The sequence below is a fragment of the Bacillus multifaciens genome (genome assembly GCF_030756675.1).
Taxonomy (GTDB): domain Bacteria; phylum Bacillota; class Bacilli; order Bacillales; family Bacillaceae_G; genus Bacillus_A; species Bacillus_A multifaciens.
In genome coordinates this window covers 1-24,203 of record NZ_JAVBXD010000026.1, presented here as the reverse complement: position 1 = coordinate 24,203, position 24,203 = coordinate 1, and the positions used below count along the sequence as shown (strand labels likewise).

Below are 24,203 nucleotides of genomic sequence, written 5' to 3'. Positions count from 1 at the left end.
GGTGCTTGTGATGATTTTAGGTATTAACCCGTATGTAGTGACGAATGGTGATGGACAAGAGGTTGTTAAGTTTTATGAACATGCATTGGATGCAAAAGTTGTAAGCCTTCAAACGTTTGGAGACATGCCTGAAAATCCGGAATTCCCGGTTCCTGTTGAGGCGAAAGACCGCGTTATACATGCGCATTTAAAAATTGGCAATACGGATTTGATGATTTCTGACACATTCCCAGGTCAGCCGCAACAAGTTGGATCGCAAGTAACGATCGCTATTCACATACAAAATGCAGAAAAATCACAAGAAGTGTTTGAAAAATTACAAGATGGTGGCCAAGTTATAATGCCGCTTCAAGAAACGTTTTGGAGTCCAGCATACGGCCAAGTCAAAGATAAATTCGGCGTAGAGTGGCAAGTTTCAACGCAAGGCGCTAATATGTAAGTCATTGTACGGGACTGACGATCAGTCCCGTTTTTTCGTGTCTGCTAATATCGGCGCTTTTCGCAATATATCGGCGGAAGTAGATCATTTATCGGCGCTTTTTACAATATATCGGCGATTCGACACGGGATAAAGTGAAACTTCCATCAGTGACGCTTTTCTCACTGATGGTTAGTTGAACCAATCGGGCTTTTACGGGCAGTTTTCTTCTCAGTGATTCCCTGCTTTTACTGCCCGTTAATGCGGGATAAAGACCATTCGACAAAAAAACGACGTAAAAGCTGGAACGAAAAAGGTCCCATCTTTTCTTTTTCCTTAATTTGTGTACTATAAGAAATAGGAAGATACAAAAAAAGGGGCTTTTCGTATGGAATTTCATGAACAAAAAATATTACCAGCAGTTCGGCAAATTAAAGATTTAGAGAAGTTATTGCATAGTTCCTATGAATATATCGTTATTCTTGATATTCATGTTGCTCAGTTGAAAAGTGTTATTACTCTTGCAAAGCAGTATTGTAAAAAAGTCTTTTTACACGTGGATTTAATTCACGGCTTGCAAAGTGATGCGTATGCAACGGAATATATATGCCAAGAGTTTCACCCGTACGGGGTGTTATCTACGAGGTCTAGTGTGATTATGAAAGCGAAGCAAAAAGGTGTTGTTGCGATTCAACGTGTTTTCTTAATTGATTCTAGTGCAATGGAAAAGAGTTGTGCTCTTTTAGAAAAGACAAAGCCAGATTACATTGAAGTGCTGCCAGGGGCTTTAGTGGATGTAATTACGGAGGTGAAAGAGCGGACTGGGTTACCTATTTTAGCAGGCGGATTTATTCGCAGTGTGGATGATGTGGAAAGGGCTCTAGCAGCTGGTGCGACAGCGATTACAACGTCAAAGAAAGAATTATGGAAACATTTTCATAAAAAGTGACAAAAAAATGAAAAAAATTAATTGACACCGCTTTCAATTGGGGTTAACATTATAAACAAGTTAATAAACGTGACGGAGAAAAGAAGAGATCCACATTTCATTGTTTCTATGATTCTATAGAAGCGTGCATTTGTGGATTTTTTTCTTTTGAAAATGAATGGACATTCAATTTTCTCTTTCACTGAGGGTGTTTTAATTTGAGCATGGAGGGGTTATATGTCACCATTTTTAGGGGAGTTAATAGGGACAGCATTACTAATCATTCTTGGCGGCGGTGTTTGTGCTGGTGTCAGTTTGAAGAAATCATTTGCACAAAATTCAGGATGGATCGTTATTACAATGGGATGGGGCTTAGCGGTTTCAGTAGCTGCTTATGCAGTTGGATCAATTAGCGGAGCGCATTTAAATCCAGCAGTAACAATTGGCTTAGCGTTTAAAGGAGCATTTCCTTGGAGCGACGTACCAAGTTATATTGCAGCACAAATGATTGGGGCAATGATCGGGGCATGTATTGTATACTTACATTACTTACCACATTGGAAAGAAACAGAAGATGCAGGAACAAAATTAGGTGTATTTGCGACAGGACCAGCAATTCCAAACACATTCGCAAACCTTTTAAGTGAAATCATTGGAACTTTTATTCTAGTACTTGGTATTTTAGCAATTGGAGCAAATAAGTTTGCAGACGGTTTAAATCCGTTCATTGTAGGTTTCTTAATCGTAAGTATTGGTTTATCATTAGGAGGGACAACTGGTTACGCGATCAATCCAGCACGTGACTTAGGACCTCGTATTGCACACTTCCTTCTTCCGATTCCAGGAAAAGGCGGATCGAATTGGAAATATGCATGGATTCCAGTAGTAGGACCGATTTTAGGCGGATCATTAGCGGGATTATTCCATCAAGTTGTATTTGAAGGAAAGCAAAACTCAGCACTTATCTATGTAACGATTGCAACGGTGATTGTTCTAGCAATCTCTTATATGACAAGCAAACAAAGCGGGAAAAATACAAATAGTAGAAGAGTAGCATAAGGGGGAAATAAACATGGAAAAATTTATTCTTTCATTAGACCAAGGAACAACGAGTTCACGTGCGATTCTTTTTAATAAAGAAGGTAAAATTGTACATGTTGCGCAAAAAGAATTTACACAGCATTTTCCAAAGCCAGGCTGGGTTGAGCATAACCCACAAGAAATTTGGGGATCAATCTTAGCGGTTATTGCAACTTGTTTAAGTGAAGCAGAGGTAAAACCGGAGCAAATCGCTAGTATCGGGATTACGAACCAACGTGAAACAACAGTTGTATGGGAAAAAGAAACAGGAAAACCTGTATACAATGCAATCGTATGGCAGTCTCGTCAAACAGCGGAAATTTGTGGCGAGTTAAAAGAAAAAGGCTATAGCGATATGGTTCGCGAAAAAACAGGTCTTTTAATTGACGCATACTTCTCTGGAACGAAAGTAAAATGGATTTTAGATAACGTAGAAGGCGCAAGAGAGAAAGCAGAGCGCGGCGAGTTATTATTCGGAACAATTGATACGTGGCTTGTATGGAAATTATCCGGCGGCAACGTTCACGTAACAGATTATTCGAATGCATCTCGTACATTAATGTATAACATTCATGAGTTAAAATGGGACGAAGAACTTCTTGATATGTTAACAGTACCAGCAAGCATGCTTCCAGAAGTACGTCCGTCTTCTGAAGTATATGGTCATACAGTTGATTATCATTTCTTCGGTCAAAATGTACCGATTGCAGGTGTTGCGGGTGACCAACAAGCAGCGTTATTCGGCCAAGCTTGCTTCGGTGAAGGTATGGCGAAAAATACATACGGAACAGGCTGCTTTATGTTAATGAACACAGGTGAAAAAGCAGTAGCATCTGAGCATGGTCTATTAACAACAATCGCATGGGGTTTAAATGGAAAAGTAGAATACGCATTAGAAGGTAGTATTTTCGTAGCGGGATCTGCTATTCAGTGGCTGCGTGATGGACTGCGTATGTTCCAAGATGCAAGTGACAGTGAAGCGTATGCAGCGCGCGTTGAGTCAACTGACGGCGTATATGTTGTACCGGCATTTGTTGGACTTGGAACACCGTACTGGGATAGTGAAGTGCGCGGTGCTGTATTCGGATTAACGCGCGGTACAACGAAAGAGCACTTTGTCCGTGCAACGCTTGAATCTTTAGCATACCAAACAAAAGATGTATTATGTGCGATGGAAGCAGATTCTGGCATCGAGTTAAAAACATTACGCGTAGATGGCGGCGCAGTGAAAAATAACTTCTTAATGCAATTCCAAGGCGACATTTTAGGTGTGCCAGTAGAGCGTCCAGAAGTGAACGAAACAACAGCTTTAGGAGCAGCATATTTAGCTGGTCTTGCGGTTGGATATTGGAAAGATCAAGAAGAAATCGCAGCGCAGTGGAATATGGATAAGAGCTTTGCACCAGCAATGGAAGCGGGTACAAGTGAAGAGCTATATGCTGGCTGGAAAAAAGCAATTGAAGCAACAAAGGCTTTCAAATAATTATAAACAGTGTTATAATAATGATAAGTTAATAATTCGGTAGGAGATTTGGAGAGACCACAGCGCGCTATAGAAGCAATTCTATGGTGATGTTTGTGGTCTCTTTTTTTCGTAATAAAAGGGAGGAATTACCATGAAATTCTCAAGTAAACAACGTCAAAATGTTTTAAATGAAGTAAATAAACAAGAGGTAGATGTGATTGTTATCGGCGGTGGAATCACGGGTGCTGGTATTGCACTAGACGGAGCAAAACGCGGATTATCAACAATTGTATTTGAAATGCAAGACTTTGCAGCAGGTACATCAAGTCGTTCTACAAAGCTTGTTCACGGCGGTTTACGTTATTTAAAACAATTTGAAGTGAAAATGGTCGCTGAAGTTGGGAAGGAACGTGCCATTGTATATGAAAACGGTCCTCACGTAACAACACCGGAGTGGATGCTGCTGCCGTTCCATACAGGCGGTACGTTCGGTGCATTTAGTACATCAATCGGTCTTCGTGTATACGACTTTTTAGCAGGGGTTAAGAAAAGCGAGCGCAGAAAAATGTTTAGCCGCGAAGAAACGATGAAGAGAGAACCGCTTGTGAAACAAGAAGGGTTAAAAGGCGGCGGTTACTACGTAGAATATCGTACAGACGATGCACGTTTAACAATCGAAGTCATGAAAGAAGCAATCAAACATGGTGCAAAAGCAGTCAACTATGCGAAAGTAGACAGCTTCTTATACAAAGATGGAAAAGTATGCGGCGTCCGTGTAGTCGACTTATTAGACGGAAACGTATATGAAGTGTACGGTAAAAAGATCGTTAACGCAGCAGGTCCTTGGGTCGATACACTTCGTGAAAAAGATAATTCGAAAAAAGGGAAAGTACTGCAGTTATCAAAAGGTGTGCACCTTGTCATCGATCAAAAACGTTTCCCATTAGGGCAGGCAATCTACTTTGATACGCCAGATGGACGTATGGTATTTGCGATTCCGCGCGGAGGTAAAACATACGTAGGTACAACTGATACATTCTATGATAAAGATGCAGCGGTGCCAAAAATGACAACAGAAGATCGCACATACATTATTAACGCGATTAACTACATGTTCCCGAGCGTAAAAATTACAGAGAAGGACATTGAATCAAGCTGGGCAGGCGTTCGTCCATTAATTTATGAAGAAGGAAAGAGCGCATCTGAAATTTCTCGTAAAGATGAAATTTGGACTTCTGAATCTGGTTTAATCACAATTGCCGGCGGAAAATTAACAGGATACCGCAAAATGGCAGAGATGGTTCTAGATTATGTAACATCTTTAATGCAAAAAGAAGGTCACGGCTCATACCCAGCAAGTACAACGAAACATATGCCAATCTCTGGCGGTCATGTGGGCGGTTCGAAACACTTCAGGGCATTCATTGCGAAAAAAGCACAAGAAGGAAAAAAATACGGTTTAACAGTAGAACAAGCAGAGCAATTTGCAAAATTCTACGGTTCAAACGTCGATGTACTCTTCGAATTAGCGAAAGAATATAAAGGAGATGCAGAGCGCCATAACATGCCGCTTGATGTACTTCTTCCACTTGTATACGCAATGGAGTTCGAAATGACAACAAAACCAGTCGATTTCTTCGTACGCCGCACTGGAGCAGTATTCTTCAATATTCACTGGGTATATGAATGGAAAGACGCTGTTACTGGCTACATGGCAGAAGCATTAAACTGGAGCGGGGAAGAGAAGCGGAAATATACAGCTGAATTAGACGCAGCATTAACAGATGCAGTTGTACCGGTCGATCAACAAGATCAGGCATCTGCGTTAGCATAAAAATGAAAACCACACTGTTTCTAAATGTTTAGAAACAGTGTGGTTTTTTTGTGTGAATGGATAGTAGGTGGAGATTACTTTAAATCAGAATTATTTTAAGACAGCAATTGCCAAATATGCTTGTAGAACGATTATTTATATTATGAAAACGAAAAAGGGAGATGTTGAATCATGACGAAACATATCGTAGATCTATCAAAATACAATGATAATATCGATTGGGATATTGCTGCGTCGCAACTGGATCTAGCAATCTGCCGCGTTCAATATGGCTCAAGGAAGATAGACCCACTGTACAATGAACATGTCCAAAATTTAGAAACATATGGAATTCCCCATGCCGCTTATGCTTACGGCTGTTATGTAAGCATTACAGATGCCATTGTCGAGGCCGAAGATTTTCTGGCACGCGTAAATCCAAATGCAAAATTTCTTGTGTTAGATGTTGAAGATGATACGCTAGCAAGCTGCGGAGCTACGAATCTAGCAGAAGCAACACAAGTATTTATTACTACTTGTCAGGATGCGGGTTGGAAAGTTGGCTTATATGTATCGCATCATATGCATGGATCTTACGGGTTACAAAATGTACAAGCTGATTTCTTATGGATTCCACGATATGGAGGAAGAAAACCTAAATATGCATGCGACTTATGGCAATATGCAGATGGTGAAACAGGGGGATGGCTTGATGGAATTGGAAAAGTAGATCTAAATGCTTTAAACGGAGATAAACCGCTCGAATGGTTCACAAATGCTCAGGAATTGTATCGTATTTTTGTAGGAGACTTCAATTCAATTGGATGGATGGAAGATGTATACCACACAATCAAAGATATTTTCCCTGACTACGGAATGTGGACGCAATCGCTTGATGATGGTAATCAGCGTATCGTTATTGGTGATTTCAACTCCAAAGCGTGGTGTGATGAAACGTTTGCGAAGTTGAAAGAGGTTTTTCCGTCATATGGTATGTGGGCACGGCGAATTTAGATATTTGTAGAGCTAGTATAGTTATATAGACATAGCTTAATTAAGTCCTTACAAAAGACTTTAGAGAGAAAGTGTTCGTATGCTTATATTATCTTCTTTAACATGGGGTATCGTCAGGAAAATGGGTTTAGCGTTGTAAATTCGTATTTTCCTGACGGTACCCCATACTCATCAAGTTAAGAAATTGGTTGTTACTCAAAACGAAAAAATCGAGCTAAATCCTCATAAATAATTGTAAAATAATAAAATTGTCGTTTGGGGGACATTTCAAAATACTAGCCCGATGGATATGTGGTGCTCTCCCCTTATAAACAAAAAAATACCCATAAACTAACAACGCTTGAAGAACCACCAAATGCTTATATTATAGGATTAAAGGTTTATTTTCGATACCCCTATTTCAAATTGTTTCAGCTATTGGTTTAAAAGAAGCCAAAAAAATAAGACCAATCACTATGGTCTTATCTCTTTCTATTAATTATTCTATTAAAATCCGTCTTTAGGAACAATCGTAAAGGAAATCGTGTTTACTGGGTCTTGACCTACCTTTAGTTGATAGTAGAAACCCTCTTTACCTTTTAACTCGTTCAAGTCTACCCCTCTATCAATTAACCTATTTACTTCTTTGATAGAGAGTTTTGGGTCTGCAATCCGAATTATACTTTTCATAAGTTTACGATATTGCTCATTTGCTTTCTTATCTTCAAATACTTGTTTCTCTGTTGTAACTGAGTATGAGTTTGATAACCAATCGTTTTTACCCATTTTTGAATAAATCGTGAATCCATTCCAGTTAGCGGTATAGACACTGTCGTTTTCTTTTTCACGATACTCTATACTTGAATCTTTAATTTTAATTGTACCATTTGAGTACTCTTTTAACTTGTTTTCAAAGTCTAATTGATGTGTGAACCCGTCTTCTATAGTATTCTTAGATGATAGACACCATACGAGTATCAGTCCGATTAGGCTTGCTAGTAATACTTTAATTTTCATATACGTTATTCCTTACTTGGATTAGTTACTCTCTTATGTGAATTGAAATACTCTTCTGAAACTCTACTTAGTGAATCGATGATTTGGCTATTTTCATTAAATTCGTAGTCCACGCCGCTAATTTTAACTACTGGTTTATTTGTGCCTCGTTGTCCCATTATTAGGGCGGCAGTAGCGGCAAGGAGGTCACAAAATGTCTCTACAGATTTCTTTATTTCACCGGTAACTGGATCGATTGATTCGCTCGTTCTCAAAGCTGGGACACCATATAGACCGATGGCAATCTGAGTCGCTCCAGCTTTTTCGATACGTCCATCACTATCAGTAATGATCACTCCAACCTTGGCATTAAGCCTTTTTTGCACCGTATCGCTAATTCTTTTTGCGCTTAAATCGGGGTCCTTTGGTAAGAGCATAACGTGTTCAGAATCGATTTTGTCTATACCAGCACTCGTTAAACGCATTCCATTTGGCAGCCAAGCGCCAATATAGTTATTGTCTATTTCTAGCTTACTACCAAACGGATCCTCAGTTTCATCTATCATTTTTTGAATAATTCTAGGGTCTTTTCTTGGAACTTTTTTATGTATCTGATTGGCTAGTTCACTTGGTTTTACATTGCTAAGAGCTATTTCTCGACCCTCTGCGGTTGAGATTGCTTTTGAAGCCACACACAGTATATCACCATCTGTTATTTCAAAATTCGATTTTAGTACTGACATGGCAATGATCTCGCCAATATTATCGCCTTTATTAATTCTCGGTATGTTTGGGACTGCTTCAACATGAATTTTCATAATGTAGCTCCTTTCACCATTTTTCCCCGTATAAACTTTAACAATTTACCAAATAACATTATACATTAATTGGTATTTAATGTATTGGAAAATAAGTGTTCTCCGAATAAGAGGAAGGAGGAAATGAAAACATATATTTGTATAGGTAGAATAAGTAACTTTGATGGTGGCTTTCAAATTAAAATAAGGTACTAAGAAGCTATATAGAAAAATAGAAAGCAAGCAAAATGAGAATACTACCTACTAAAAAAAAGGAAGATATGAAACTCACTTTAATTAATTCTTGTTTCATGAAATCTTTTTTATCATTTGTAGTTAAGGTAAAATAAGAACCTAAAAACCAAAATAAACCGGTAACTAATACTAAAAGACTAGAAATCATTATAAAAAAAGCTAATATTATCAACTCAAACACTTTATTCTCTCCATCCTTATAAACTATAAAATATGTTCGTGTATGTAGTGAGGTAGTGTACTGCACTGTTTAATTGTTACACCACCAATATGTATTAAGTAAATTATAAAGGGGATAAGGGAATTCATTCCATAAAAATATTGATGCTCCCGGAAATTGGTGTGAAAACCAAAAATATTGAATCAGGGGTTTTTAAGTGTTCAAGATTTTGGTTTTGTATGTAGTCTAGTACTCCTTATGCTAAAATAAAGGATAAGAATGGTAAGGGAGGATGGATAAATATGATTCCTCAAAACATGATAGCATCCATTATTGAAAAATTAAAAGAAGCAGTACACCCGTATTGGATTATTGTATTTGGATCGACTGCACAAAATCGAATAAGAGCAGATAGTGATATCGATATAGCATATGTTAGTGATGTAGCTTTAGATCATTATGAACGTTTTTTACTAGCGCAGGAGTTAGCCGATATTGTTCATAGAGATGTTGATTTAGTTGATTTATCACAGGGATCAACGGTGTTTCAAGCACAGATTATCCATGAAGGAAAGACAATATATTGTTCGGATGAAGAGCGTAAGATTGTATTTGAAATGAAAGTTCTTAAAATGTATGCAAGATTGAACGAGGAACGACGCGTTATATTTGATGCTATTAAGAAAAGAGGTGCTGTACATGAAGAGTGAAGTGATTATAAACAAAATCGCTACAATAGAACGTTGTATAAAGAGAATTCAAGATGTATACGAAAACAATCCAGAGAATTTAGAAGATTATACGAAGCAGGATTCAATTATTTTAAATATACAACGAGCGTGTGAAGCAAGTATTGATTTAGCGATGCATATTGTCGCAAGTAAGAAGCTAGGATTACCACAATCTAGCCGAGAGGCATTCGATTTACTAGTTGAAGCGAGCGTTATAAAAAAAGACTTAGGCAATAATTTGAAAGCAATAGTAGGATTTCGAAATATTGCTGTCCATGATTATCAAAGCGTAAACTTAGACATTGTTCAAAAAATTATTGAGAAACACTTGGGTGACTTCAAATTATTTACGAAGGAAATATTAGGGGTTTTGGATTTGTAAAAGTGAAACCGCATTATCTCTACAGTTGTAGAGGTGATGTGGTTGTTTTGGTTTTTGCAGAAAGTAAAAGAGTTGACGAGTCTTTCCTTTTTTACAATAATATTGTAGAAAGGAGGTGGGAGCATGGAAACATTTTTTCGAGCAGCTCCATTAGAACCGTTTGTCCCATACTCGAAACAACACGTTATTATACTTCTTCTTATCGGTTTAGCGATGTACTTTCTATACCACTATCAAGATTTACTTCGCCAAGAACAGTGGAATATGATGGTTCGCTATACAATTGCTTTTTTATTTGTGGGTAGTGAAATTGGATTGGACGTATGGCAAGTGAAGGCGGGGATTTTTCATCTCAGTACATCATTGCCATTTGAGTTATGTACGATTAGCTTATTTTTGGCATCCATTATGATGATAACGAAAAGCTATAAGCTATATGAAATTGTCTTTTTTACAGGAATTCTCGGGGCATCACAAGCTATTTTAACTCCAAATTTACAGTATGCATTTCCGCATTTTCGCTTCTTAGAATTTTTCACCGCACATGCATTACTCATTTTGTCACCGCTCTTTATGACGTGGGTGGAAGGATATAGACCAACTTTTCAATCGATTAAGCGTACGATGCTATTTTTAAATGCATTGCTACCAATTATTTTATTCGTAAACTATGAAACAGGTGGGAACTATATGTTTTTAGCACATAAGCCAGAAACTGCTTCCTTACTTGATATGTTAGGTCCTTATCCTTACTATATTATTTCATTAGAAATTGTTGCGTTTATAGCATGTCTACTCTTGTATATGCCATTTAACAGAAATAGAAGAGGTATGAACAAAAAGTTATTGAGACACATTTAAATGAGAAACCACACCCCACTATAGATTTAGCGGTGGTGTGGTTTTGTTATTCTATCACTTGCTCCTGAATATCGGGATCATGATTTGCGATTACCTGTACACAATCTTCTCGTTGCCTAAATTCTCTGACCCAATCTAAAGATTTTTGAGCGGCATTCCTATCAGCCGTAACCCCAGGTAATACATTTTGTTCCCATGACCTTTCTGAATAGCCAACATCACTTGCTAATAGTACCCAGCCTTTCGATGTTTGTACTAGTGCAGAGCATAATCCTTTGCTGTGGCCGGGTGTAAATACCATATAGAGAGAACCGTCTTGAAATACATCATAGCCTAATCGGTTGGGACCGTGCGGAATTTCGTGTAACTGAAACGTATTGATAGAAACACCTTCCCACATTGACTTGATGTATCCAGCGTCTTTTTGAGCGGCATTCCATTCTAGTTCGCTCGTTACAATCTGTTTTGCATCTGCTACGTGTTTTATCCCGCTTACATGATCGGAGTGAAGGTGGGTCAGTAATACATAATCAATATCCTTGTTTTGAATTCCTTGCGCTTGCAGTCTTTCCGCGACGGATTGTCCTTCTGGTAAAGTACCAGTAAACATAGTAGAGGTGAGCCAGCCTAAGTGCTTTCTCGGATTTGTTCTCATCTCTTCGTGCCATCCTGTATCGACTAAGACGAATCCTTTTGGATGCTCAATTAAGTATGTGGAAACAGGCATCCACCTTTTTTTAGCGGCACTTCTGAACCATCCAGTATAAGGGAGCGGATGCCACGTTTTCTCTTGAAATGCCATCGCTTGATCAATGTACACTTGCCCGGTATGCCATACGTGTATTTTACTCGTCATCATTTTTTCACCTCTGGATAAAATATTAGATTAATTGTAAGATAATTATGTATTTTATGGAAAATTATTGTTTTAATAAAATATTATGTGGAATATGGGGTGGATAGACATGCAATTGGTTTTTAAAATTACGTATCATCGTATGTACGACCATTATCGTCTGAAACTACTTCAAGCAATTGGGTGTTTAAATACTGAAGAATTGTGGAAGCAGGAGATGAATTCAATTGGTGGAATCGCCTTACATATTTGCGAGCATGTAAAGAGAAATACAGCTCGGTACTCGAATCCGGATATAAAGTTTGAAGAAGGAATTGAAGAGTATTTTCCTCATTTAGACATCTCATCAACGGCGTTATGTTCAATTATTGAAGAGACATTTGCAAATTGGAAAAGAGAGTTTGAGAAAGTGGTAAATAGTGAACAAAATGTAGAGATAGATATACATAGCCTCCTTCACCTTGTTGAACATACTGGCTATCATTTAGGACAAGTAGTTGATCGTGTGAAAAGAATAAAAGGAAAACGGTTTGGTTTTTGTCAAAAAGGGTTAAATGAAAGGAATTTGAGAGACATGATTGAAGATGATAGTGATTTTCTATATTCATAAGTATTTCTTATGTGTACCCTAAAGTTTTGACTTATTTTATCGTGATAAAAGAAATTATACGATTAACTTAAGTATGAGATGAAAGGAAATGATGCCAATGCTTACATTTCGTCGTGTCGATGTTGAAAAGGATAAACAGACGATCATTAGATTTTTCACAGATACAGATGAAGAACTTGCGTTTGATGAGAGTGAATATATAAAATATGCAAAGCAAAAGCAATTCCATTTCCCGGAAGGATTTGTTCTCTTAGAACGTGATCAATAGGCAGTTGGAGAATTAGTGCTTCGGTATGATCAGTATGAAGGAAGAGAGATTGGGTATGTAAGTTTTGTATATGTAATTCCCGAGGGACGCGGGAGGGATATAGTAAAGAACTTTTTCAATATGCTGAGGAGCAGTTTAAAAAACGTAATGTACTCGAATATCATCTTCGCGTTGCCCAGTCCAATTTGAGAGCGATCAAATTTTATGAAAAACAAGGACTTGAAAGATTGGGAGAAGAGCGAAATTCTTACAATCAGCGCTGCTGGAGAATGGGGAAGAAGATGTAGCTAGGAATATATAAAGTGAAACTTTAATCAGTGGGGGTTTTCTTCATCCCCCACTGATTATTAGTTGAACCAATCGGGCTTTTACGGGCAGTTTATCTCCCACCTAACTTCTTTGTTTTTACCGAATTTTGAGGTGGGAGCATTACTGCCCGTTAATGCGGGATAAACTCATAAAGCGGTGGTCGTATTGAAAGGAATTCCTAATAAAATTCATATCATAGGCTCTGTTGGGAGCGGGAAAACAACTTTAGCAAGAATATTATCTTCACAGTTAAATGTTCCATATTATGAGCTCGATAACGTCGTTTGGAAAAGGTCCGAAAAAGGGGACATAAGAAATACGTCTGAAGAAAGAGATGGGCAGCTGAACAATATTGTTAGTTCCGATGCTTGGATCGTTGAAGGCGCCCATTATACATGGGTATCTCAAAGCTTTCAACATGCAGACATCATCATTTTTTTAGATGTAGCTCTTTCGAAAAGGATATATAGAATAACGAAAAGATTCATTTTACAACTACTTCGGTTTGAAAAAGCGAACTATAAACCAAGTTTTCACATGTATTTGAAAATGTTTAAGTGGACAAGGGATTTTGAAAGAGAGAGTAAAGCGGAGATTTTGCATATGTTAGGGGAATATGGTGATAAGGTGGTTGTTTTGAAGGATAATAGAGATGCTGATATGTATGATATAGGATGCAGAGATTTCTGATTTTCATGCCTTTCTGGAGTTAGTTGACATTTACTTACATGAAAGACTGATCAATATTCATTCCATTCAACCAAGTGGACTATGCTCTGCAAATGCTTGAAGAAGGGGACATTTCGTTGGATTACTGTTAAAATAAATTTATATCATGTTACGGAGGAATTACTCAAGTGAATAAAAACATAACTAGAATAGCCATTCTACTAACCTCTCTCATTGGCGTTACCGCTTTATTTCTTTACTTCACATGGAACGGTACTCCATGGGAAAAACAAATAGCCATTTCTGAATCAGAAAAGTATATTGCGAAATACTTCGATTTAGATGCGAAAATCAAAGGCACTTCTTACAATCATAAAATGGATAGTTATGAAGTCTCATTTAAAACAAATGAAGGTAAGGATTTTACGATCGAATATAAAGGACAAAACCGCTTTGACATTTCTCCGGGAGTTCAGGAGTATTTAAGTCAACATTCTAAAATTACAAAGTAATAAGGCTGAAACAAAGAAGTAAAAAAGATGGACCAAAACAGTTTCATACTGTTTTGGTCCATCTTTTTTTACCATTCCTTTGGCTCATAGTTCAAGTCTTGGAATAATCGATTACGTTCTTTTTTAGATAAGTCTCTCCATTGTCCAACGGGTAGATTACCTAAATGAATATTCATAATTCGAGTTCGCTGTAGTCTATACACATCGTAGCCAAGCGCTTCACACATGCGACGAATTTGACGATTTAGTCCTTGTGTTAAAGTGATTTGAAAAACGTATTTGGAAAGTTGTTCCACCTTACAAGGCAGCGTTTTCGTACCTAAAATTTTTACACCTTCAGCCATTCGTTTTAAAAATTCAGGATTAATCGGCTTGTCTACTGTAACAATGTATTCTTTCTCATGCTTATTTTCAGCACGTAAAATTTCATTGACTATATCTCCATCGTTCGTAAGGAGTATTAAGCCATCTGAATCTTTATCTAGTCGCCCAATATTAAAAATTCTTAATGGGTGATTGACTAAATCAACAATATTACCCTTAACATTTTTTTCTGTTGTACTCGTAATACCAACGGGTTTATTTAAGGCAATATAAACATAATTACTTGCCATTCGTATTTGGTTACCGTTTACACGAACATCATCCCCGGGCTCGACTTGGCTGCCTATTTTCGCAACCTTTCCATTTATCGTGACTTTTCCTTCAGTGACTAATTTATCAGCACCGCGTCTCGATGCTTGTCCAGATTCACTAATGAACTTATTAATACGCATGTTAAACACAACCTTAAGTAGAGAGTTAATAGTATAAGAATATTGGATTAACACTTGATTTTCAAGGGGGCAAGCAGAATGAATGCTAGAATAGTGGAAAAAACAATAAAAAATATATGGAATGTGTTTCTGTTGAGAGACAACTTTTTTAGAAAAAGATGTGTTAGATTTTGTAGGCATATGTGTTGGAAATGACCAATAAATTTTACGACCGCAAGCCCCTGGCTTTAGACATGGGGATAGGTCGTTTTTTTATTTTTCTTAAAATTAGATTTTTGATTATTATCTAATATATGTTATCATAAATTCATGAAAACTTATCAAACATATAAAAGTAATAATAACGTTGTGTATTCTTGCAAGTATCACATTGTTTGGTGTCCGAAATACCGAAGACCTGTATTGGTAGACGGAATAGATGAAAGGTTGAAAACTATTTTATTAGAAACAGCAAATTCCATCGAAGCAGAAATTATCGAAATGGAAATCATGCCTGATCATGTTCATTTATTAGTAGAAGTAGACCCGCAATACGGAATCAATAAGTTTGTTCGTCATCTAAAAGGGGCTTCTTCTCGTCTATTACGTCAAGAATACCCATCATTAAAAAGCCGGATTCCAAGCTTATGGACGAATAGCTATTTTGTTTCCACTGTAGGTGGAACAACGTTAGAAACAGTAAAACAATATATCGAAAATCAGAAAGGGGTGTAAAAAAATGAACATTTCCTCTCAAACAGAAGAAAAAGTAAAGAAAAAAGAAAAAACACCTAGTTATATTGCCGATATTCGTATGCGTACAAATAAAAAACAAACACGTAATCTTCTTGTCAAAGGGGAAATGGGTCGTTTACTATATAATGCTTGTTTGGGTGAATCTCTAAAACGTTTACAAAAAATCAAAAAAACAGATTTATATAAAGAAACAATTGCTTTAGATAAAGTCAAAGACAAAGAAAAACGAAAAGATAACTTTAAACAATTAAACGAAACGTTTGGTTTCACCGATGCAAGCATTCAGTCATTCGGAACGAAAACAAAAAATGATAGCAAAATGATCGCGTACCATTTAGGAACACATGTGTGTCAAAAAATTGCCACTCGCGCTTTTCGTGCTGTTCAAAAAGTAGCGTTTCATAAAGCGAAGCGTGTACAATTCAAACGAAAAGGCGAATTTGTTTCGTTAGAAGGAAAAAGCAATAAAACCTTTTTAACCTATTCGAATGGTTATGTGATGGTGGGAAAGGATACGATTCCTTGTGTATTCCCAAAAGGTGATAAGGATAAATGGTTAAACCATGCTTTGCAACAACGCGTGAAATTTTGTCGTATTGTGAAACGTATCATCAAAGGAAAAGATGTCTTTTACCTTCAATTAACTTTAGAAGGGTATCCATATCAAAAATACAAAATGGGCGATGAAACAGCAGGTTTCGACATTGGGCCATCCACAATCGCTACTGTAACAGATTCTTTTGCGGAACTTCGTTCATTTTGTGAAGGTATTCCTAATTTGGATAAAGAAAAATGTAAATTACAACGAAAATCAGATCGTCAAAGACGTGCGAACAATCCGCAATATTACAATGAAAATGGCACAATCAAAAAAGGACGAAAACGTTGGCACATTTCTAATCAAATGAAGAAAACATTAGCAGAGTTGCGAGAAATAGAACGTAAAATCACTACAACACGAAAAACATTACATGGTTACCATAGTAATCGAATCATTGAAAAAGCAAAAATCATCAAATCTGAAAAGTTATCGTATAAAGCATTTCAGAAATTATATGGTCGTTCTGTTGCGCGTTCTGCACCTGCGATGTTTGTAAATTTAGTGAAAGAAAAATTAAAACGAAGAAACGGTACGTTTATCGATATACCTACAAGGACAACGAAATTGTCTCAAACCTGTCATTGTGGAAACGTCAAAAAGAAAAAACTATCAGAACGTTGGCATACCTGTGAGTGTGGTATGAAAGCACAACGAGATTTGTACAGTGCATTTTTAGCCAAATGTGTCACGAAGTCAAAAAAATTATCTTTCCCACAAGCCAAAAAACAATGGAAGAACATTCAAGTCTTATTAGATGATTGTATGAACGATTTAAAGAAAAAGAGAAAAGAAGGAAAATCGATTCCTTCTAGTATGGGCGTATAATATTTTATTTTTAATAAAATTCACTATATTTTTCAATGAATATGGGGTGTCGGCATGTTCCCCGTGGTGCATAAACAACAAATGGAAGCCGAATGGCGGAAGGAGAACAGTTTTTCGTTTTAGAAAATGTTCTGTAGAGATGTTGCATCGTAAAATCTATTCTTTCGGTCGTGAGACCCATCAAAGTCAAGGACGATACACCAACAAATGTTTCTTGTCTCGTTGGTTTCAAGGGAGTCTAAGATGATGAAATAGAACCCCCTGCATTCATGCATGGGGAGTGTCAGGTATACTTATTAATACTCTACATTGATGTATTTTCTGAAGGTTTGAAAACAGGTTTAGCAGGAATTATGCATATGGTATTCATACAATGGTGAAAAATACATACAAGAATCTATAACAAAATGAGGTTAGTACATGAGTCCACAAAGTTTTAACGATTACGCATTGAGTAAAGAAATTGTAAGAGCACTTGCTAGCTTACAATATGAAAAGCCAACAGAAGTGCAAGAGAAAGTCATCCCAATTGCATTAGAAAAGAAAGATCTTGTTGTAAAATCACAAACAGGAAGCGGTAAGACAGCTTCTTTTGGAATTCCGCTTTGTGAAATGGTTGAGTGGGAAGAAAATAAACCGCAGGCGTTAATTCTTACACCAACGAGAGAACTTGCTGTGCAGGTAAAAGAAGATATTACGAATATAGGAAGATTTAAGCGTATTAAAGCAACTGCGGTTTATGGGAAATCCCCATTTGCACGTCAAAAATTAGAACTGAAGCAAAAGACACATATTGTTGTCGGCACTCCAGGGCGTGTATTAGATCATATTGAAAAAGGGACTTTCTCGTTAGAGCGTCTGAAATATTTGGTGATTGATGAGGCAGATGAAATGCTAAATATGGGCTTTATCGATCAAGTAGAAGCCATTATTGACGAACTACCTACGAACCGAATGACGATGCTCTTTTCTGCGACGTTACCAGAAGATGTTGAAAATTTGTCTCGTACATACATGGAATCACCAATCACTATTGAGATTCAAGCATCTGGAATTACGACAGATAAAATTGAACATAGTCTTTTAGAAGTGAGGGAAGAAGAGAAGTTCTCTCTTCTGAAAGATATAACAACGATTGAAAATCCAGATAGTTGCATTATTTTTTGTCGTACGCAAGAAAATGTAGATGATGTATTTAGACAGTTAAACCGTTCTGGCTATCCTTGTGATAAAATTCATGGCGGTATGGTGCAAGAAGACCGATTTGCAGTAATGAATGATTTTAAAAGAGGGAAATTCCGTTATTTAGTAGCGACAGACGTAGCAGCCAGAGGAATTGATATTGAGAATATTACCCACGTTATTAATTACGATATTCCATTAGAAAAAGAAAGTTATGTACACCGTACAGGAAGAACGGGACGTGCTGGTAAGAGCGGAAAAGCAATTACATTTGTAACCCCGTATGAAGAAAGATTTCTAACAGAAATCGAAGCGTATATCGGTTTTGAAATTGTAAAAATAGATGCACCTTCAAAAGAAGCAGTTATCACAAGAAAGGCGGCATTTGAAGAAAAAATAAATGCTAAGCCAATTGTGAAAAAAGATAAAAGCGCTAGTCTCAATAAGGGAATCATGAAGCTTTATTTTAATGGCGGAAAGAAAAAGAAAATCCGAGCAGTGGATTTCGTTGGTACAATTGCCAAAATTCCAGGTGTTACAGCGGATGATATCGGGATTATTACGATTCAAGATAATGTTTCTTACGTTGAGATATTAAACGGAAAAGGACCACTTGTTTTAAAAGTAATGAAAAACACAACGATAAAAGGTAAGCAGTTAAAGGTTCATGAGGCGATTAAGTAAAAGGAACTATCCACTCTAATAGGGGTCACCATATCAAAAAAAGAAAATTGTACGTTATCAAGACCTAATTGAAAAAAATCTTGAAAATAAAGAACCCAAACATATTTGATACGACTAATATGTTAGGCATTTTTACTGCAATAAATCTTAAAAAATCTTACTTGTTCAAGTAAAAAAACATAAACACAACAAAACCCACAGATTGTTTTCTGTGGGTTTTGTTGTGTAAAAAAGAAGCTTGGGGGAAGCTCGGTTTGATTAATTTTATTTTTCTAACACATCTGGGCGATTTGTTCTTCATTTAATAAAGATGATTGTACCAAATATATTTTGGAACTCATAAATCGCTTAAAATTCAAAAAATGATTCAATATCAAATTCAGCATTTTAATTGCATTAGAAAAATAAAATATACAGTTTATAAGGTAGTTCGTATGTGTGTTTGCAATAAGTTTATCTTACTTTAAATATCTTTCAAATTCCTTTCACAAGCATTACAAAAGACTTTCGTAATTGTTACAAAAGTCTTTCGTTGGCTTAATCCATATAACAGAAAAACAAGTGAATTTCTGTTTCTAATTCATATTAACGATAATGTGTCTATTCCTTCTGTGTTCAAACCGATAAATTTAAAAAAGGTTTCTGTGGGTATGCTATGAATTTAATTTTGGTTTAAGGTGAGTTTCGCAATTTCAATCCATCCTTTTAATCTTTAGTGATACTCTTGAAAGAAATTTGTTATAGTTTTGAAAGAAAATTGAAAGGTGTTTACGATAAGATGTGTTAACTGATATTCGTTTTATGTTACAACAAGGGGGAACTACAATATGAAATTACGAAATCAATTGTTATTGATGAATATATTAAGCACCAGCATTATGCTAGTTGCTATTTGGTATAGCGAAATGAAAATGTTACTTAAACCGGAACAAACGCAACTATTTATAGGAATTGTAATCGTAGCAATGGCGTTTTCAACGATTATTTATTGGCTATTAACACGCCCCATTACGGAATCTATTCAAAATTTAATTGCATTAACAAAAGAATTTAGTGATAGACAATTTGGGACGACGTATAGAATTGGACAAGGACCACAAGAATTTAAAGAATTAGCAACAGCCTTTCAACAAATGGCGAAAAAATTAAAAGAAGGGTTTACGAAATTAGAAGAAGGAGAAAAAGCACGTACAGAGCTCATTGCGAATATTTCACATGACTTACGAACACCTATGGCTAGCATACAATTGATGATTGAAGCATTACAAGATGATGTAATTGTAAATCCCGAAATGAAAACGCAGTACTTAACGACAATCCATAAAGAAATACAACGATTAAGTGGATTAATTAATGACTTATTTGATCTTTCTAAGTTAGAACTTGGACAAGAAGATTTTTATCCGAGTTTCACACATATGGATCGTATTCTATTAGAAGTACTAGATTCACATTCTATTTTATTAGAAGAAAAACAGATCCATTTGCAATTACAAGTTTCTGATACATTGCCTAAGCTCTGGATTATGCCTTGTAAGATAGCACGGGTTATCAGTAATTTGTTACATAATGCAATTCGATATTCTCCAGTGGCTGGGACGATTGAATTAATTGTAGAAGAAAATAAGCAGAAGCATCACGTTCAATTCATTTTGCGTGATGAAGGAGAAGGAATTGCCTACAGTGATCAACTACGCATATTTGAACGCTTTTTTAGAACGGATTCTTCAAGAGGTTCACAATCTGGGGGATCTGGAATTGGATTAGCCATTGCACAATCATTAATTGAAATACACAAAGGCAAAATTGGTGTGCGAGATCGTTCAGACGGTAAACAAGGGAGTGAATTTTGGTTTACTCTTCCTGTTACATCAGAAAAGAAATAAGGTTATGAAAGACTTTTGTAACATTTACGAAAGTCTTTTGAAAGGTTTTTAAACTATGCTGAACTTCAGAACATTAATTTTAACTGATTTTAAAGTGAATAATTTCACAACGAGAGGAGAACGAAATGAAAAAGAAATTTAAAACAAATGGAATTGGGAAGAAGGTAATCCCTGCAACAGCAGCACTAGGTATTCTTTTTTCTATGGCTCCTGTAGCAGAAAATAAGGCTAGCGCAGGGGTAGGTGCGGTATTAGATATAACTATTACTGTATTAGGTGCTGTAGCAAACACTTATGAAGCACTTGGACTAGAACCAGGGGATATAGCACCAAGCACTACCATTGATGTATATGCAGAAAATCTAGCTTATCAGGCTCCTAATTTTAAATCTGGGGAATTTAATATTTCCATGTATCATACACAAGGTGATATGAATTTTACTAAGTCAGTTAAAGTGCGCTATCCAAATGGAAGAATTGAAAATCATCAACTAAAATCTGGGCAGCAGCTTAAAATTACTGACGCAGGAGCAATTATAGATTTAAATCCTAATGGAGCAAATATCTCAGAACACGATCTTCTTTACATTACACAAGCACAATTAAACGAAGGAAAGACCGGAGTTGTAATGAATCAAGATCACACTGGATTTGTAGAAAAAGCATCTGGTAAAAACCCAAGAATACTTAGTCCACTTTATAAAAAATATGCAGACGTTTGGACTCCAGATTGGGACGTGATTACTTATAGTCAGGATACCCTATTTGATTATATAGCAAATAAATTATCAGATGAGCAAAAACGATTGGTAACATTGACTTCAAAGCCAGTATCTAAAGATGTCCTTGACAACTATGTTAATAATGATCCTAAAGCTCGTGCAGATTTTTATGATCGATTATCTGATGTATTGGCGGAGCGTACTAATGTCATAGAGACATCTCTGGAACTGCCATTCATTAAACTAAATGATGGTAAACCTTATCAAATTATCCCTTATAAAAAAGGAACGAATAAAGTAATCGTAAAAACAGGTTCAAAATATCTTTCAGGAAAAGAAGGAAACGGACTTCAATATTCCGATTCGCTTGGCGATGATGAAGTGTTTGAACTTGTTCAGATAGGAAATTCTAACGATGGTAAATTTCAGTTCCGTTTGAATAACAAAAATGGAGTAAGTTTAGGTGGTAATCTGTATATTTCAGGGTTCGATACTGATCAGAGTTTCCGATCTGAAATTGGCTTCCCTGGTAAAAGCAACAATGAAATTAACAATTGGTTAATAGAGTGGTATCCGGGTAAAGAAAATGAGAGACAGAAGTATGATAAAGTACAGGCTGTAGCTGATGAAAAAGATGCTACGAAATGGATTGCAAAAGATTCCTCTGGAAACGTGATAAAGAACAGTTGGGTAAACCGAGGTAGTGGGTATTCCTTTACGGATGCTGAAGGAGTCATTTTGACAGGCTGGCAAGAAATTAAGGGGAAGACTTATTATTTCTCACCGCCTTATGGCTACATGGTTACTGGAGGTGGAAGTGATTCACTGATTGAGAATAAATACTACTACTTTAATGATGACGGTGTTTTACAACGATCAACCTGGGATGGAGATTCCTATGCCGATGCTTCTGGAGCAATCGTTAAAGAAGGTCTAAAAGAAGTAGATGGTAAAATTTATTACTTCCAAAATTACGAGGTAAATAAAAAGGAAATACGCTTAGAAGATCAAAATAAAATTATTCACGTTTCTGACAAAGGTGTGCTTGAGAGAGTTTCTGATCTAAATGGAAAAGTTATAGACAGCGTTGTTAATGTTGGGTTGGACAACAAAATATTATCATTTAAGCATGACGGTTCGCTTTATAAAACGGGGCTCAACAAAAGTGAGAACCTACTAGAATATTATAGTTTAGAAGATGGAGTTTTCTATACCGGTTGGAAAATGATAGACGGTAAAAGATATTATTTCACAAATGGTCGCAATTACACGTTCAATGCTTATGAAAACATTGACGGAAAAAAATATTATTTTCATGGAGACGGATCAGTTAACCGAGCAGGATTTGAAAAAATCGACGGTAAGCTATACCATTTCGACAATAACGGCGTAGCACAAACGGGTTGGCAAACTATCGATAATAAATATTATTACTTCGATGAGAAAGGGGCAGCAAAAACAGGATGGTTCCAAGTTGGTGGTGGATATAGACCTTGGCCTCTTGCATACGGATACCTTTGGTACTGTGCTAGAGAAGATGGTTCACTTTATGCAGACGGTTGGTTTAAAATCGACGGTAAAGACTATCACTTTGACCAGTGGGGACATAAAATGTAATAACATGGTGATAGTTTGAAGAGTTAATCTATACGTATAAAATGGGTCATGACATGGATGGAGTTTATTTTCCATGTTATGATCCGTTTTAGTTTTTTCGGGTATACTTCCTATGATTGTTTGTCAATTCGATTCTTTGAGACTGAATAATACATAGATGACACTCGTTATGAATAATGTTCCTAATAACCATTTCGTTTTAATGTGCGATAAATAGTAGTCCTGTCAACATTTGAAAAATCAGCAATCTCCTGTTTCGCTTTTCCCTGTTCAAGTAACTCAAGTATCAAATCAGTTTTAGACTTATTAATTTTAGGAGTTCTCCCCAGTTTCCCGCCATTCTCTACATACTTCATACGACCAGCCTGTGTTCGCTCCAGTATATAGTTTCGTTCAATATCAGCAAACAAAGATAAGGTTGTAACCATTACTTTCGTAGTCATGTCATCTTTCTTCCGCGTATCAATGTTATCATTAATAGCAATGCCCCCAATATCATTTTTAATCAGTTTTTCATGGGTACGAATCATATCAGAAAGATTTCTACCTAAACGATCTAATTTATAGACAATAAGTGTATCACCTGAGTTTAGTTGCTGCATAAGAATTTGGAATTGTTCTCTCTCCAAATTTTTGCTGCTTTGTTTTTCCTCAAAAATATAGTCTTCTAACAATTCAATTTGGTTCGTTTCACAATATGTAAGTATTGCTTTTTTTTGGAATGTGTAATCTTGTTGCGGAGTGGACACTCGAATATATGCAACATTATGACGCCATAAAAATCAAGCCCCAGGTAAGTGATGCATAAATGTTAATTTTTGCAACACCTACCTTTGGCCCATATTCATGTAATCAATTTTCAATAAAATTCATACTAAAGTACTACTGTTTATTAATTTATACGTCTTTCATTTTAAGTAACCCTCCCCTAAATGGGGGATTTTAAACCTTATATCTCTAACTTATAATAGCTATTGTAATGTTTTTTGCAAGCAGAAAGTGCAGAGAATTGCAGCGAAAAGTGCAGAGGCTTGCAGTTCTCTTTTTTCTTAAAGATTCATGTCTAAATTTG

The 24,203-nt window shown here is 36.4% G+C and carries 23 protein-coding genes and 1 pseudogene; 19 read left to right on the top strand and 5 right to left on the bottom strand.

What is annotated here, in order from left to right; translation table 11 throughout:
* Positions 1-10: 10 nt before the first annotated feature.
* The 6 genes from Q9306_RS16125 to Q9306_RS16100 all read left to right on the top strand — a co-directional run bounded on the left by Q9306_RS16125 (position 11) and on the right by Q9306_RS16100 (position 6,718).
* On the top strand, positions 11-439 hold the full coding sequence (locus tag Q9306_RS16125) for a VOC family protein (RefSeq protein WP_306200321.1): 429 nt from the start codon (positions 11-13) through the stop codon (positions 437-439).
* A 367-nt stretch (positions 440-806) separates the two neighbouring features.
* Positions 807-1,367 carry a glycerol-3-phosphate responsive antiterminator gene (locus tag Q9306_RS16120; protein ID WP_306200319.1) on the top strand — a complete coding sequence of 187 codons (561 nt, stop codon included), beginning with the start codon at positions 807-809 and terminating at the stop codon, positions 1,365-1,367.
* A 216-nt stretch (positions 1,368-1,583) separates the two neighbouring features.
* Positions 1,584-2,405: an MIP/aquaporin family protein gene (locus tag Q9306_RS16115; protein ID WP_306200317.1), complete on the top strand. Its 822-nt coding sequence runs from the start codon at positions 1,584-1,586 to the stop codon at positions 2,403-2,405.
* Positions 2,406-2,418: 13 nt separating this feature from the next.
* Positions 2,419-3,909 (top strand): glycerol kinase GlpK, encoded by a 1,491-nt coding sequence (gene glpK, locus Q9306_RS16110; RefSeq protein WP_306200315.1) that lies wholly within the window; start codon positions 2,419-2,421, stop codon positions 3,907-3,909.
* A gap of 133 nt (positions 3,910-4,042) precedes the next feature.
* Positions 4,043-5,725, top strand: coding sequence for a glycerol-3-phosphate dehydrogenase/oxidase (locus tag Q9306_RS16105; RefSeq protein WP_306200313.1), 1,683 nt, complete (start codon positions 4,043-4,045; stop codon positions 5,723-5,725).
* Positions 5,726-5,896: 171 nt separating this feature from the next.
* Complete coding sequence (locus Q9306_RS16100; protein ID WP_306200311.1) at positions 5,897-6,718, top strand: GH25 family lysozyme; 822 nt, start codon at positions 5,897-5,899, stop codon at positions 6,716-6,718.
* Positions 6,719-7,204: 486 nt separating this feature from the next.
* Here the strand turns inward: Q9306_RS16100 and Q9306_RS16095 are convergent, their stop codons facing one another.
* Together Q9306_RS16095 and Q9306_RS16090 are read right to left on the bottom strand one after the other, a co-directional pair.
* Entirely contained in the window at positions 7,205-7,714 is a 510-nt protein-coding gene (locus tag Q9306_RS16095; RefSeq protein ID WP_306200308.1) for a hypothetical protein, read from the bottom strand.
* Between the two features lie 5 nt (positions 7,715-7,719).
* Positions 7,720-8,511 (bottom strand): coenzyme F420-0:L-glutamate ligase, encoded by a 792-nt coding sequence (locus Q9306_RS16090; protein ID WP_306200306.1) that lies wholly within the window; start codon positions 8,509-8,511, stop codon positions 7,720-7,722.
* Between the two features lie 696 nt (positions 8,512-9,207).
* On the opposite strand from Q9306_RS16090, the gene mntA reads away from it, so the two are divergent.
* The 3 genes from mntA to Q9306_RS16075 all read left to right on the top strand — a co-directional run bounded on the left by mntA (position 9,208) and on the right by Q9306_RS16075 (position 10,879).
* Complete coding sequence (gene mntA, locus Q9306_RS16085; protein ID WP_306200304.1) at positions 9,208-9,615, top strand: type VII toxin-antitoxin system MntA family adenylyltransferase antitoxin; 408 nt, start codon at positions 9,208-9,210, stop codon at positions 9,613-9,615.
* On the top strand, positions 9,605-10,018 hold the full coding sequence (gene hepT, locus Q9306_RS16080; RefSeq protein ID WP_306200302.1) for a type VII toxin-antitoxin system HepT family RNase toxin: 414 nt from the start codon (positions 9,605-9,607) through the stop codon (positions 10,016-10,018). Before mntA ends, hepT begins: the two co-directional genes overlap by 11 nt.
* 123 nt (positions 10,019-10,141) lie before the next feature.
* Positions 10,142-10,879 (top strand): YwaF family protein, encoded by a 738-nt coding sequence (locus Q9306_RS16075; protein ID WP_306200300.1) that lies wholly within the window; start codon positions 10,142-10,144, stop codon positions 10,877-10,879.
* 46 nt (positions 10,880-10,925) lie between these two features.
* On the opposite strand, the gene Q9306_RS16070 is transcribed toward Q9306_RS16075, so the two are convergent.
* Positions 10,926-11,735 carry an N-acyl homoserine lactonase family protein gene (locus Q9306_RS16070; RefSeq protein ID WP_306200297.1) on the bottom strand — a complete coding sequence of 270 codons (810 nt, stop codon included), beginning with the start codon at positions 11,733-11,735 and terminating at the stop codon, positions 10,926-10,928.
* A gap of 109 nt (positions 11,736-11,844) precedes the next feature.
* On the opposite strand from Q9306_RS16070, the gene Q9306_RS16065 reads away from it, so the two are divergent.
* The 5 genes and pseudogenes from Q9306_RS16065 (at position 11,845) to Q9306_RS16050 (ending at position 14,103) form a co-directional block, all read left to right on the top strand.
* Positions 11,845-12,345: a hypothetical protein gene (locus Q9306_RS16065; protein WP_306200295.1), complete on the top strand. Its 501-nt coding sequence runs from the start codon at positions 11,845-11,847 to the stop codon at positions 12,343-12,345.
* 88 nt (positions 12,346-12,433) lie between these two features.
* Positions 12,434-12,613 carry a hypothetical protein gene (locus Q9306_RS16060; RefSeq protein ID WP_306200293.1) on the top strand — a complete coding sequence of 60 codons (180 nt, stop codon included), beginning with the start codon at positions 12,434-12,436 and terminating at the stop codon, positions 12,611-12,613.
* A 59-nt stretch (positions 12,614-12,672) separates the two neighbouring features.
* Positions 12,673-12,900 (top strand): annotated as a pseudogene (locus tag Q9306_RS24665) (GNAT family N-acetyltransferase); the annotation flags it as partial.
* A gap of 178 nt (positions 12,901-13,078) precedes the next feature.
* Positions 13,079-13,612, top strand: coding sequence for a shikimate kinase (locus tag Q9306_RS16055; RefSeq protein ID WP_306200291.1), 534 nt, complete (start codon positions 13,079-13,081; stop codon positions 13,610-13,612).
* A gap of 158 nt (positions 13,613-13,770) precedes the next feature.
* Entirely contained in the window at positions 13,771-14,103 is a 333-nt protein-coding gene (locus tag Q9306_RS16050; protein ID WP_306200405.1) for a YfjL-like protein, read from the top strand.
* A gap of 68 nt (positions 14,104-14,171) precedes the next feature.
* On the opposite strand, the gene rluF is transcribed toward Q9306_RS16050, so the two are convergent.
* A complete protein-coding gene (gene rluF / locus Q9306_RS16045; RefSeq protein WP_306200290.1) occupies positions 14,172-14,888 on the bottom strand; it encodes a 23S rRNA pseudouridine(2604) synthase RluF in 717 nt (238 codons plus the stop codon).
* A 300-nt stretch (positions 14,889-15,188) separates the two neighbouring features.
* Between rluF and tnpA the strand changes: the two genes are divergently transcribed.
* From tnpA to Q9306_RS16020, 5 genes are all read left to right on the top strand, one after another.
* Positions 15,189-15,593 (top strand): IS200/IS605 family transposase, encoded by a 405-nt coding sequence (gene tnpA / locus Q9306_RS16040; protein ID WP_306200289.1) that lies wholly within the window; start codon positions 15,189-15,191, stop codon positions 15,591-15,593.
* Positions 15,594-15,597: 4 nt separating this feature from the next.
* Positions 15,598-17,040, top strand: coding sequence for a zinc ribbon domain-containing protein (locus Q9306_RS16035; RefSeq protein ID WP_306200287.1), 1,443 nt, complete (start codon positions 15,598-15,600; stop codon positions 17,038-17,040).
* Between the two features lie 420 nt (positions 17,041-17,460).
* The gene (locus tag Q9306_RS16030) at positions 17,461-18,906 is read left to right on the top strand and encodes a DEAD/DEAH box helicase (RefSeq protein WP_306200285.1); all 1,446 of its coding nucleotides are present in this window, start codon (positions 17,461-17,463) and stop codon (positions 18,904-18,906) included.
* Positions 18,907-19,733: 827 nt separating this feature from the next.
* Positions 19,734-20,792: a sensor histidine kinase gene (locus Q9306_RS16025; protein ID WP_306200283.1), complete on the top strand. Its 1,059-nt coding sequence runs from the start codon at positions 19,734-19,736 to the stop codon at positions 20,790-20,792.
* A 125-nt stretch (positions 20,793-20,917) separates the two neighbouring features.
* On the top strand, positions 20,918-23,131 hold the full coding sequence (locus tag Q9306_RS16020) for an N-acetylmuramoyl-L-alanine amidase family protein (RefSeq protein WP_306200281.1): 2,214 nt from the start codon (positions 20,918-20,920) through the stop codon (positions 23,129-23,131).
* Between the two features lie 182 nt (positions 23,132-23,313).
* Here Q9306_RS16020 and Q9306_RS16015 read toward each other — a convergent pair whose 3' ends face one another.
* Complete coding sequence (locus tag Q9306_RS16015; RefSeq protein WP_306200403.1) at positions 23,314-23,886, bottom strand: recombinase family protein; 573 nt, start codon at positions 23,884-23,886, stop codon at positions 23,314-23,316.
* Positions 23,887-24,203: the final 317 nt, after the last annotated feature.